10 protein-coding genes are annotated in these 11,325 nt (G+C 61.8%); 1 reads left to right on the top strand and 9 read right to left on the bottom strand.

All coding sequences use genetic code 11. From position 1 onward, the window contains the following. Positions 1-3: 3 nt before the first annotated feature. The 9 genes from IPJ76_11780 to mraZ all read right to left on the bottom strand — a co-directional run bounded on the left by IPJ76_11780 (position 4) and on the right by mraZ (position 9,878). Positions 4-1,212 carry an FtsW/RodA/SpoVE family cell cycle protein gene (locus tag IPJ76_11780; GenBank protein ID QQR85293.1) on the bottom strand — a complete coding sequence of 403 codons (1,209 nt, stop codon included), beginning with the start codon at positions 1,210-1,212 and terminating at the stop codon, positions 4-6. Between the two features lie 184 nt (positions 1,213-1,396). Continuing rightward, a complete protein-coding gene (locus IPJ76_11775) occupies positions 1,397-1,918 on the bottom strand; it encodes a hypothetical protein (protein QQR85292.1) in 522 nt (173 codons plus the stop codon). A 2-nt stretch (positions 1,919-1,920) separates the two neighbouring features. After that, positions 1,921-3,255, bottom strand: a complete 1,335-nt coding sequence (gene murD / locus IPJ76_11770) for a UDP-N-acetylmuramoyl-L-alanine--D-glutamate ligase (protein ID QQR85291.1) — start codon at positions 3,253-3,255, stop codon at positions 1,921-1,923. After that, complete coding sequence (locus IPJ76_11765; GenBank protein QQR85290.1) at positions 3,255-4,505, bottom strand: phospho-N-acetylmuramoyl-pentapeptide-transferase; 1,251 nt, start codon at positions 4,503-4,505, stop codon at positions 3,255-3,257. The genes murD and IPJ76_11765 overlap by 1 nt, the downstream gene beginning before the upstream one ends. Beyond that, positions 4,505-5,968, bottom strand: coding sequence for a UDP-N-acetylmuramoyl-L-alanyl-D-glutamate--2,6-diaminopimelate ligase (locus IPJ76_11760; GenBank protein QQR85289.1), 1,464 nt, complete (start codon positions 5,966-5,968; stop codon positions 4,505-4,507). Before IPJ76_11760 ends, IPJ76_11765 begins: the two co-directional genes overlap by 1 nt. After that, on the bottom strand, positions 5,968-8,088 hold the full coding sequence (locus tag IPJ76_11755) for a transpeptidase family protein (GenBank protein QQR85288.1): 2,121 nt from the start codon (positions 8,086-8,088) through the stop codon (positions 5,968-5,970). The genes IPJ76_11760 and IPJ76_11755 overlap by 1 nt, the downstream gene beginning before the upstream one ends. Then, positions 8,085-8,495 (bottom strand): hypothetical protein, encoded by a 411-nt coding sequence (locus IPJ76_11750; GenBank protein ID QQR85287.1) that lies wholly within the window; start codon positions 8,493-8,495, stop codon positions 8,085-8,087. The genes IPJ76_11755 and IPJ76_11750 overlap by 4 nt, the downstream gene beginning before the upstream one ends. Continuing rightward, on the bottom strand, positions 8,492-9,424 hold the full coding sequence (gene rsmH, locus IPJ76_11745; GenBank protein QQR85286.1) for a 16S rRNA (cytosine(1402)-N(4))-methyltransferase RsmH: 933 nt from the start codon (positions 9,422-9,424) through the stop codon (positions 8,492-8,494). Before rsmH ends, IPJ76_11750 begins: the two co-directional genes overlap by 4 nt. Next, the gene (gene mraZ / locus IPJ76_11740; GenBank protein ID QQR85285.1) at positions 9,414-9,878 is read right to left on the bottom strand and encodes a division/cell wall cluster transcriptional repressor MraZ; all 465 of its coding nucleotides are present in this window, start codon (positions 9,876-9,878) and stop codon (positions 9,414-9,416) included. Before mraZ ends, rsmH begins: the two co-directional genes overlap by 11 nt. 401 nt (positions 9,879-10,279) lie before the next feature. On the opposite strand from mraZ, the gene IPJ76_11735 reads away from it, so the two are divergent. Further along, positions 10,280-10,645, top strand: coding sequence for an MGMT family protein (locus IPJ76_11735; protein ID QQR85284.1), 366 nt, complete (start codon positions 10,280-10,282; stop codon positions 10,643-10,645). Positions 10,646-11,325 lie beyond the last annotated feature (680 nt).

The raw sequence follows: 11,325 nt of genomic DNA, 5'->3' as shown, positions 1-11,325 counted from the left end.
ACATTAAGCGAGCGCGGGCTCTCCGGCATGGCCTTCGGGTGATGGGGTGGAACGCTTCTTCGGCGCTTCACCTTCCGCAGGTGGCGCTTCGATGGAACGGCTCACACTGAGCACGATGCCGATGGCCAGGCAGGTGAACCAGGTGCTGGTGCCGCCCATGCTGATGAGCGGCAGCGGCTGACCGGTCGTGGGCAGCAACCCAACGGCAACGCCCATGTTCACCATGGCTTGCAGCACCAGGTTGAAGCTGATGCCCACTGCGACCAACGCACCGAACGGCTTCTCGCACTTCGCGGCCACCTTGATGCTGCGGCGCATGAGGATGAGGTACAAGAGCATCAAGCCTACCCCACCGAAGATGCTTCCGTACTGCTCGATGATGGCCGGATAGATCATGTCGCTCTCGGTGTGGGGCACGTGGTTGCGACCATCGCCGCCGCCGGGACCATTGTGCGGGAGGAAGCCTCCATTGGCGATGGCGATGGCGGCATGCTCCACTTGGTAGTTGCCGTCGCTGTCGGCGTCTTTGAAGTTCTCGATGCGCTTCTGCCAGGTCTCCACGCGCGGCAACACACCGAGGTCGAACGCTTCGTTGGCACCGATCAGCAGCACCACACCGCCCAGCGCCAAACCGACCATGGCGCCGATCCACTTCATCTGAACGCGACCGAGGAACATCATCACCAGGCAAACGAGGAAGGTGAGCGCTGCGGTGCTGAAGTTGGCGGGGAGAATGAGCGCGCACACCACGCCGATCGGCAGCATCAATCTCAAAAGCACACCCCGGAAGGTCATAAGCTCATCCGCGTGCTTGCTCAGCATCCGCGCCAAGTACACCACCAGCACCACTTTGGCCAGGTCGCTGGTCTGCAAGGTGAGGCCGATGCCGGGGATGCGCAGCCAACGGCTCGCATCGTTGATGTTGCTACCGAAGACGAGCGTGAGCACCAGCAGGCCCGCCACAGGCCAGAACGCCAACAGGCTCAAACGTGAGTACACCGTATGGCGCAGCTGGCTCGCGAAGTACATGATGACGCCACCCGTGGCCAGCATCAGCAAATGCTTGAAGAAGTAATAGCCGGGGCTCACGCCATTGATGGCGGCCACGCTCGCAATACTGCTGTACACCGCCAACAAACTGATGAGGCCAAGGAAGATGGCCACCATCCAAATGGTGCGATCGCCGCGCAGCTGTTGCAGGTAAGTTTTCACGCTAGTGGGTCTTGATCAAACACAAATCCCCCTGTCGTTCCGAGGAGGCTCCGCGACGAGGATCCCCGCCATGATCCCGGGCATTTCGCGGGATCCCTCGTCGCAGAGCCTCCTCCGGATGACGATGCACTGGTCATTGCAGTCGCAAAGCCTCCTCGGGATGATGAAGCGGTTGTCATTGTCCTCACAGGTCGTTGACGGCTCGTTTGAACTCGTATCCGCGTTCCTCGTAGTTGGCGAACCCATCACCGCTCGGGCACCCGGGGCTGAATAGGACAGCATCGCCGCTGGCCGCTAGCTCCCGCGCCAGGAACACGGCCGTGCGCAGCTCTTGCACGAAGAACACCTGGTCCACAGCGTCGGGCAATCCTTCCACCACCGGCTCGGCGCCTGCACCGAAAAACACGATACAGGAGACTTGCCCCGACAGCAGTTCACCGATCAGTTCGCTCGTTGCTTCCGTTCCGATGGTACCCGCGATCCACACCGTGCGCTTGCCCACTTCACCCAACGACCGCAGCGACGCATCGAGGAAGGTGCTGCGGCTGTCGTTGATGAACTCCACTCCCTTCACCGCGCCCACGTACTCCATGCTGTGCGGGCCGCTCACGGCTTCGCGCAGTGCATGCTCGCGTGCGTTCACCAAACGTTGCACAACGTTCAGCGCGCGCTTCGCGACAGTCCGGCGGTTGGTGTTGTTGCCCATGGTCAGAGGCTTTTGACGGCGTTCTTGAACTTGCGGCCACGCTCCTCGTAGTTGGCGAAGAGGTCGAACGATGCGCACGCCGGGCTCAGCAGCACCACGTCGCCGGGATCGGCCAGTTCGTAGCTGCGCTGCACCGCCTCTTCCGCGCTCTTGGTATCCACTATTGGAAGACCGAGGCCAGCGAAGGCTTTGTGCAGCTTCTCATTGTCCACGCCCATGCAAACGATGGCCTTCACCTTGGACTTCACCAGGTCCATGATCTCCGCGTAGTTGTTGCCCTTGTCCTGGCCGCCTGCGATCCACACCACGGGTTTGTCCATGCACTCCAAAGCGTACCACACACTGTTCACGTTGGTGGCTTTGCTGTCGTTGATGAAGTCCACGCCGTTCACGGTACCGGCACGCTCCAGGCGGTGCTCCACGTTCTGGAAATCGCTGAGGCTGTCGCGCAGCACGTCGTTGCTGATCTCCAGCACACGCGATGCGATGGAGGCCGCCAGCGAGTTGTAGATGTTGTGTTTGCCTTGGAGCGCGAGTTGGTGGATGTTCATGCTGAACTGGTTTTGGTCGGTGAGGACGGTGATGTTGTCGTTGTGCAGGAAACCGCCTTGCGGCAGGGACTGTTTGATGCTGAAGGGCCACTTGCGGGCGCGTACCGCGTGCAGCGCGAGGCCGTTAATGGTCTCGGGATCGTCGGCGCAGTGGATGAAGTGGTCCTGTTCCGTCTGGTTGAGGGCGATGCGGAACTTGCTCGCCACGTAGTTCTCCATCCGGTACTGGTATCGGTCCAGATGGTCCGGTGTGATGTTGAGCAGGATGGCGATGTGCGGCCGGAACTTCCGGATGCCGTCCAGTTGGAAGCTGCTCAGCTCGAGCACGTAGAACGGCCGATCGCGCTCCGCGACCAGTCCGGCGAACGAGGTGCCAACATTCCCGCCCACGGCCACGTCGAGCCCAGCCTTCTTCAGGATGTGACCTGTGAGCAACGTGGTGGTCGTCTTGCCATTGCTGCCCGTAATGCCGACGATCGGCGAAGTCGTGTAGCGCGATGCAAACTCGATCTCGCTGATCACGCTCATGCCATTGGCAACGGCCTCAGCCACCAACGGAGCGGTGTCCGGCACGCCAGGGCTCTTCACGATCTCATCGGCACCCAGCACGCGGTCCTTGGTGTGGCCGCATTCCTCGAAGGCGATGCCCATGGCCGTGAGCTTCTCGCGGTACGCGTCCTTGATGCGCCCGGCATCGCTCACGAACACGTCGATGCCCAGCTTCTTCGCCAGCACCGCAGCGCCCACGCCGCTCTCCTGTGCACCGATGATCGCGAGCCTTGCCATCAGCGCATCTTCAGTGTTACGATGGTGAGCACGGCGAGCATCACGCCGACGATCCAGAAGCGGCTCACGATCTTGCTCTCGTGGAAACCGAGCTTCTGGTAGTGGTGGTGCAGCGGTGACATCTTCAGGATGCGCCGCCCTTCACCGTATTTCTTCTTCGTGTACTTGAAGTACGAGACCTGCATCACCACGCTGAGGTTCTCGATGAGGAACACCCCGCAGAGGATCGGGATCATGAGTTCCTTGCGCACCAGGATGGCCAGCGTGGCGATGATGCCGCCGAGCGCCAGGCTGCCCGTGTCGCCCATGAAGACCTGCGCCGGGTAGGCGTTGTACCACAGGAAGCCGATGCACGCGCCCACCATGGCGGCCACGTACACGGTGAGTTCCCCGCTGTCGGGGATGTACATGATGTCCAGGTACTCGCTGAAGATGACGTTGCCGCTCACGTACGCGAGCAGGCCGAGCGTCATCACCTGCACGGCACTGACGCCAGTGGCCAGACCGTCCAATCCATCGGTGATGTTGGCGCCGTTGCTGACGGCGGTGATGATGAATATGACCACCAGCGTGTACAGCAACCACGTCCACGACCGGTCGAGGCCGAGCGCCACCACCACGCTGCTGTAGTTGAACTCGTTCCCTTTCACGAACGGGATCGTGGTGTTGGGCATCTTCCGGTCGAGCATGTAGTGCGTACCGCCTTGATCGTCCTGCCAAGTGCGCACGGTGCCTTGTTGCACCCGCTCGGCGACTTCCGGCGTGACTTCCACACGCGTGCGGATGACAGGATGGTAGAAGACCGTGAGACCCACGATCAACCCGAGGCCCACCTGCCCCACCACCTTGAACTTACCGGCGAGACCGCGCTTGTCCTTCTTGAAGACCTTGATGTAGTCGTCCAGGAACCCGATGGCGCCGAGCCACACCGTGGCGATGAGCATCAGCACGATGTACACGTTGGTGATGCGCGCGAAAAGCAACGTTGGGATGAGGATCGCGCAGAGGATGATGAGGCCGCCCATCGTGGGCGTGCCTTGCTTCGCGTTCTGGCCTTCGAGACCGAGCTCGCGCACGGTTTCCCCGACCTGCTTGCGGCGCAACAGCTTGATGATGCCCTTGCCGAACCAGAGGCTGATGATCAACGAGGTGATCACCGCAAGCGCCGCGCGGAAGCTGATGTAGTTGAACAGCCCGCTGCCCGGGATGCTGCCGTACGGATCGAGCCACTTGATGAGGTAGTACAGCATTACTTGTGGAGCAGTTCAAGGGTTTGCTTCAGTACGGCCACGTCGTCGAAGTCATGCTTCACACCGGCGATCTCCTGATAGGTCTCGTGGCCCTTGCCAGCCAGCAGCACCACATCGCCGGGCTTGGCGAGGTTGCACGCCATGGCAATGGCCTCGCGTCGGTCCACCACGCTGAAGCAACGCGTGCGATCAGCGGTGCTCAGGCCGGCCTTCATCTCTTCGATGATGGCGCTGGGGTCCTCGCTGCGCGGGTTGTCGCTGGTGAGCACAACAACTTGGCTGTACTCCGCGGCAATGCGCGCCATCACCGGGCGCTTGGTGCGATCGCGATCACCGCCGCAACCCACCACGGTGTAGACCCTTTCATCGCCGGTGCATACATCCTGGATGGTGGTGAGCACGTTCTTCAGCGCATCGGGCGTATGCGCGTAGTCCACGATGCCCATCACACCCTTCGCGCCACGCACCAGTTGGAAGCGACCGCGCGGCGGCTCCAGGTCACTGAGGGCGGTGAGCACTTGCAGCGGGGCCTCGCCCAGCGCGATGGCCGTGCAGTACACCGCCAACAGGTTGCTCGCGTTGAAGGCGCCGACCAATCTCGTGTACACATCGTGCCCATCGAGGCTCAGGTGCAGACCGCTCAGCTGGTTCTCGATGATGCGGGCCTTGTGGTCCGCCATGTTCTGGATGGCGTAGCTGCGTTTCTGCGCGCGCGCGTTCTGCACCATCACGGCGCTGTTGGCGTCGTCGGCGTTCACCAGCGCCACCGCCTCCTCAGGCAGTTGATCGAAGAAGCCCTTCTTGGCCTTGATGTACTCGGCGAAGGTTCCGTGGTAGTCGAGGTGGTCGTGGGTGATGTTGCTGAACACGCCAACGGCGAAGCGCAGACCCGTGACACGGTGCTGCACCACGCTGTGGCTGCTGACTTCCATGAAGCAGTGCGTGCACCGCTCGGCCACCATCTCGGCCAGCAGTTCGTTTATGCGCACCGCGTCGGGCGTGGTGTGCGTGCTGGGGATCACCTTATTGCCAATGCGGATCTCAACCGTGCTCAACAAGCCGCACTTGAACCCGAGCGCGCGGTACAGCCGATAGAGCATCATGGCGGTGCTCGTCTTGCCGTTGGTGCCGGTGATGCCCACGAGCTTCAGCTTGGTGCTGGGCTGCTCGAAGAAGTTGGCCGCCACGATGGCCATGGCCTGCTGGCAGTCCGGTACGCGCACGTAGCAGACGTCCTCGTCCAGTTGCTCCGGAAGCGTTTCGCAGAGGATCGCGGTAGCGCCCTGTTCGATGGCTTTCGCGATGAAGGCGTGGCCATCGCTCTTCGTGCCCTTCACCGCCACGAACAATGTGAGCGGCTTCACCGCACGGCTATCGAACGTCACCAGCTCGATGGCGGCGTTGGTACTGCCGACGACCTGCTCGATGCGCACGCGGTAGAGGATCTCTTTCAGCAGCTTCATCACGAGAGCTTGATGGTGATGGAGTTGCCCGGAGCGAAGCGCGTGTTGGCCTTCAGCGATTGCTGCGTGACCATGCCGGTGCCCTGCACGTTCACGCGCAGGCCGTGGTTCTCCAGGATGAAGAGCGCATCGCGCAGGCCGAGGCCCACCACGTTGGGCACCACACCGAGGCTGCGCTGCGGCACGTTCAACGCGTTCACCACCACAGTGCTATCGGCCGCTTCGGTGCGCACCCAATCGGCTTCACCGGGCATGGTGTGCGCGATGCCGAGACCGGTCAGCGCCGTGTGCAGGTCACCGCTGTGGCCACCGATCGTGATCGGTGTGCGCGGCTTGGCTTGCGCCAGTTGTTGTTGCGGTGCATGCTCCAGCTCCAGCCGGTTGGCGTACACCTTGTCGGCGATGCTCCTGAAGATGGGACCTGCCACCCAGTTGCCGGTGTAGATGCCGCTCCGCGGCTTGCTCACCATCACCAGGCAGGTGTACACCGGTGCTTCCGCGGGGAAGTAGCCGATGAACGATGCACGGTGGAACTTGGTGGCACCGCCCTTGTAACCGTCCTGTGCATCGAAGATCTGGGCCGTGCCCGTCTTGCCCGCGATGCGGAGATGGCTCTTCTTCAGGTTGGTGGCCGTGCCGGTGTCCACCACGCCTTCCAGCAAGCTGCGTGCGTGACGCAGCGTGGCATCGCTGCAGATCTTCTCGTTGAGCACTACCGGATCCACCGGCTTTTCCTTGCGACCGGTGACGATCTTCTCCACCAACTGCGGCTGCATCATGCGCCCGTTGTTGGCGATGGCATTGTAGAAGGTGAGCATCTGCAGCGGCGTGATGCTCAGTGAGTAGCCGTGTGCCATCCACGGCAGCGAAATGCCGCTCCACTCCTTGTGGCCGGGATGCAGGATGGTGGGGTTCGCTTCGCCGGGTACGCTGATGCCCGTGGGCTGGTCCAGACGAAGGCGCTTGAGGCCGTCCACGAACTTCTGCGGGTCGTTCTTGTAGCGGCTCCAGATGGCACCGGCAATGCCCACGTTGCTGCTCAACTCGAACGCGCGGCGGATGGTGAGGATGTCGTAGTTCGGGTGACTGTCCTCCATGCGCTTGCGGTGCCAGTAGCGCACGCCCTTGTGCGTATGCACCGTGTCCTCGGGCGTGAGCAGACCGTCCTCCATGGCCACCACCAGACTGGCCAGCTTGATGGTGCTGCCCGGATCCACGGCTTCCCACACGGCCCAGTTGCGCACGGTCTCGGCGCAGGTGCTGTCGCCGGTGCGGGTGAGGTTGCTGATGGCGCGGATGCGACCTGTCGCGGTCTCCATCACGATCACGCAACCATGGTCGGCCTTGGTGGTGAGCAGTTGTTTGCGGAGCGCGGCGTCGGCCACGTCCTGCAGGTTCATGTCCAGCGTGGTGTAGACATCGCTGCCGGGCGCCGGGTCCACTCCTTCGCCATCGTCCACGGGCATCCACACATCGCCGGTGAGGCGGCGTTCCAAGCGCTTGCCTTCAACGCCCTTCAGCCACTTCTCGTAGCCGCCTTCAATGCCGTACCACGTCACGCCGTCCTTCTGCCGCCCGCCAATGGTGCGCTTGGCAGCACCGTTCACGCGGTACTTGCGCTCCATGCGCTTGGCGGCGATGTAGCCGCTGGTGTTCTTGCCGAGCCGGAAAAGCGGGAACTGCTTCACGTCCTTCTGCTGGCGGAACGTGACGTTGTGCTTGATCTCGTGGTAACGCTTCCCGCGGGCACGCGCATCGATCAGCTCGCGCTTGTAGTCCTGCGCGCTCTTGTCCTGGAAGTAGTTGGCCAACGCGATGCACAACGAGTCGATGTGCGTACGGAAGAGCTCATCGGTAAGTCCCTCGGCGCGCAGGTCCATGTGCAGGTCGTACATGGGCAGCGTGGTGGCGAGCAGCGTCCCGTCAGCACTATAGATGTTGCCGCGATCAGGCTGAATGGTGCGCAGCTTGGTGGTCACCACCTCCGCACGCTGCTTCCACTTCTCGCCTTCAATGACCTGTATGGTGAAGAGGCGCCACACGATGCCGAGCGCGAAGAGCACGAGGCCGGCGTACACCGCCCACATGCGCAACTTCATGGCTTTGGTCTCCGTGTTCATTCCTCTTGTGCCGATTCCAGTTCGTCCTCATCCACCTGCAACTGCCCGGGGCGCACAACGCTCTCGTGCAGGCCGAGCGGCTCCACTTCCGTGGCCAGGTTGCTCTGTTGTTCTTCCAGCTCCAGCGCCCAGCGTTCGCTGTGGTACTCGCTCTTCAGTTCCTTCACTTCCGCATCGGTGCGCTGCAGATCGCGCACGGTGCGCTCGGTGTAGTAACCGTAAGCGATGTAGGCGAGCATCAGCCCGGCGCACCACAGGATGAAGGGCATGTTGCCCAGCACATGCTCGCGCGTGAGGAAGGAGCCGTTGAGGATGCCGACGATCGCTTTCGGCACGCCGGTCTTCGCCTTGGCCTTGGGTTTCGGCTCCGGCTTCTGTTCCTCCTGTTCCTTGCGCAGACTGTTCACGTGCGTGTGGCTGTTCTCAATCGGGCACTGCGGGCCCGTGGGTTCCTGTTGATCTCCTCTTCCGTTGGTTGTATCGCTTTGCCTGTCGAAGGGGTGAAGGGGCGCTTCACGTTGCCGAACACATCCTTGTCCTGCTCGCCGTCCGCGCTGCCGCTGCGCATCCAGTTCTTCACCATGCGGTCCTCCAGCGAGTGGTAGCTGATGATGCAGAGGCGCCCGCCGGGTTTGATGACTTCCGCAGCTTGCGCGAGCAGGTGCTCCAGCGATCCCAGCTCATCGTTCACCGCGATGCGCAACGCTTGGAACACCTGCGGCAGGATCTTCTCCTTGCCGAAACCGCGGGTGAACGGCTGCAGAGCACCGACCAGTTCGCGCGTGGTGCGCAGCGCTCCTTTGCGTTGCTCAGCGAGGATGGCGCGGGCCACCCGCTTCGCATCGTCCACTTCGCCGTAAGTGCGCAGGATGCGCGCCAGCTCGTTCTCGTCAGTGCTCGCGATCAGCTCGGCTGCCGATCGCTTCGCGCGGCGGTCCATCCGCATGTCCAGCGGACCATCGAAACGGAAGCTGAAACCACGCTCGGCGGCATCGAACTGGTGGCTGCTCACACCGAGATCGGCCAGCAGGCCATCGACGGGCAAGGCGTGCAGGAAACGCAGGTGGTTCTTGATCCAACGGAAGTCTGACCGTACCAGCGTGAACCGCTTATCACCCTTCCCTCCACCGGAGGGAACGAGGGAGGCCGCATTGCCCCAGGCATCCGCATCGCGGTCGAACGCGATCAGTTGCCCGAACGGGCCGAGCTTCCCGAGGATGGCACGACTATGACCACCGCCGCCGAACGTGACGTCCACATAGACGCCACCGGGGTTGATGTTCAGTCCTTCGACACAGGCTTGTAAAAGAACGGGGTCGTGGTACTCATGCGTCATTGGCTTTAGGGTTACCGCCCATCACTTTCGAAGCCAGTGACTTGAAGTCCACTTTCCCGCCGAGCGCGCGCTTGTGCAGCTCCTCGTCCCACAGTTCGATGCGATCGCCCATGCCCGTGAACACGATGTCCTTGCCCAGCTTGGCATAGTCCATCAGCGTTTTGGGGATCAGCAAACGCCCGTTGGCGTCGAGCTCCACCGGCGTTGCCCCGTTGAGGAAGCGCCGGATGAACTCCACGTTGTCCGGGTCGAAGCGGTTCAGCCGGCGCACATCTGCGCTGGTCCGGTCCCACTCCTGCATCGGATAGAGCACAAGGCACTGGCTGAACACGTCGCGGTTCACCACGAAGCCCTTGGCCACCTCCCCACCGAGCTGCTTTTTCAGCGCGGCAGGCAAGAGCGCGCGGCTCTTGGCGTCCAGGGTGCTTGGGTACTCCCCCAACAGGTTCAGCATAGCGCATGCACGTCAGGAATGGCGGCGAAAGTAGGCTCGGTCACCCACCTTTTCCCACAATCTCCCCTGTTCTTGTGCTTTTGTTGATAAATCTTCAACGGCGAAGGTGCACAAAAGTTGTGACATGTTCATACAGAGTGCGGATTTGCTAGGAAATCGACAGTGGGAGATCGTGGGAGATCCTAACAACAGGGTTCCAGCTCCACAGGACCGGTCAAGGGGCTTCCAACTGCCCAACTGGATCGCTTCGCTCGGGGACTCGCTCGCGATGACGAACGCGCCGACAGCGTCCCGCAGCCATACGCATAGCTGGATCGCACGGCGTCATCGCGAGCCCTTCCGAGGGCGAAGCGATCCAGCGCGTGAGCCCCGCTAGCGCAGACAACTCCGATCTTCACCGCATGGCCAAACGACAGGTGCGCGACGGCGCGGTGCAGGAGCGCGACTTCTTCCAAGACGTGATGGACGTGGTGCGGCAGATCCCGCGTGGCCGCGTGACCAGCTATGGTGCTATTGCCAAGTACCTCGGCGCGGCGCGCTCAGCACGCATCGTGGGCTACTGCATGAACAATAGCCACGTGACCAAGCCGCCCGTGCCGGCCCACCGCGTAGTGAACAGCAGCGGCCTCCTCACCGGCAAGCATCACTTCGCCACGCCCACGCGCATGGAGAACCTGCTGAAGAAGGAAGGCGTGAAGGTGAAGAACGACCAGGTGGTGGACTTCGCGAAGAAGTTCTGGGACCCGATGGAGGAACTGGGGTTGTGAGCGCCACTACATTTGTTCAACCTCTTCACATGAGCACATCCGAGCTTCGCACCAAGGTCATTGAGAAAGTGAAGCGGTCACGCCGTCCCGAGCTGTCTTAACGCATGTAATCGAAGTACAGCCATGAAGCATCGCGGACATTCGGGGGAAAGAGACCATGCCGTTCGCATAGCGACTCCAACCATCGCAACGCCGGTTTCCGCAATGCGCCGGGAACATCAATGGCCAACCGCGGAGATGCGCCGAGCTCAAAGCACTGAAAGCACAAGGCAATGTGGCCGACGATCTCGCCTGCGCCATTGTGAAAAACGAAATGATGCCTTGGAAGAAACATGCATGCACTTTCACCATCTGGCCAGTAGGAGCTTGTGTCGTTCAGAAGATGCACAAGGCTATCCGCCTCACTCAAAGTGAGTTTCGCGCGCAACGGCCAGTCAACCTCGCTTTGAAGTAGCTCGCACCCATCGTACAACGGCACACGACGGAAGCAGCCCTGGGGGCGGGTCTTGCTCCTTGTCCGATAATCAGACTCTGTGAGAGCATAGTAGCCGTAGACCTCCACGAAAGCACGATGCTCGTTGCGAAACCACACCGACGAGTCAGCAAAACGCGTCGTGGCATACGCTGAGCTATCAACTGCTACACATGGCATCGTGGATTGAGCCTCACTTCGTGCAGCG

The sequence above is a fragment of the Flavobacteriales bacterium genome (assembly GCA_016699575.1).
Taxonomy (GTDB): domain Bacteria; phylum Bacteroidota; class Bacteroidia; order Flavobacteriales_F; family PHOS-HE28; genus PHOS-HE28.
Note: the sequence above shows the minus strand (reverse complement) of the source record. Positions and strands in the feature narration are given on the sequence as shown.

Excerpts from the sequence above, each read along its gene's own strand:
- IPJ76_11775 (QQR85292.1), bottom strand. The coding sequence starts at position 1,918 with ATGGGCAACAACACCAACCGCCGGACTGTCGCGAAGCGCGCGCTGAAC.
- murD (QQR85291.1), bottom strand. The coding sequence starts at position 3,255 with ATGGCAAGGCTCGCGATCATCGGTGCACAGGAGAGCGGCGTGGGCGCT.
- IPJ76_11765 (QQR85290.1), bottom strand. The coding sequence starts at position 4,505 with ATGCTGTACTACCTCATCAAGTGGCTCGATCCGTACGGCAGCATCCCG.
- IPJ76_11760 (QQR85289.1), bottom strand. The coding sequence starts at position 5,968 with ATGAAGCTGCTGAAAGAGATCCTCTACCGCGTGCGCATCGAGCAGGTC.
- IPJ76_11755 (QQR85288.1), bottom strand. The coding sequence starts at position 8,088 with ATGAACACGGAGACCAAAGCCATGAAGTTGCGCATGTGGGCGGTGTAC.
- rsmH (QQR85286.1), bottom strand. The coding sequence starts at position 9,424 with ATGACGCATGAGTACCACGACCCCGTTCTTTTACAAGCCTGTGTCGAA.
- mraZ (QQR85285.1), bottom strand. The coding sequence starts at position 9,878 with ATGCTGAACCTGTTGGGGGAGTACCCAAGCACCCTGGACGCCAAGAGC.
- IPJ76_11735 (QQR85284.1), top strand. The coding sequence starts at position 10,280 with ATGGCCAAACGACAGGTGCGCGACGGCGCGGTGCAGGAGCGCGACTTC.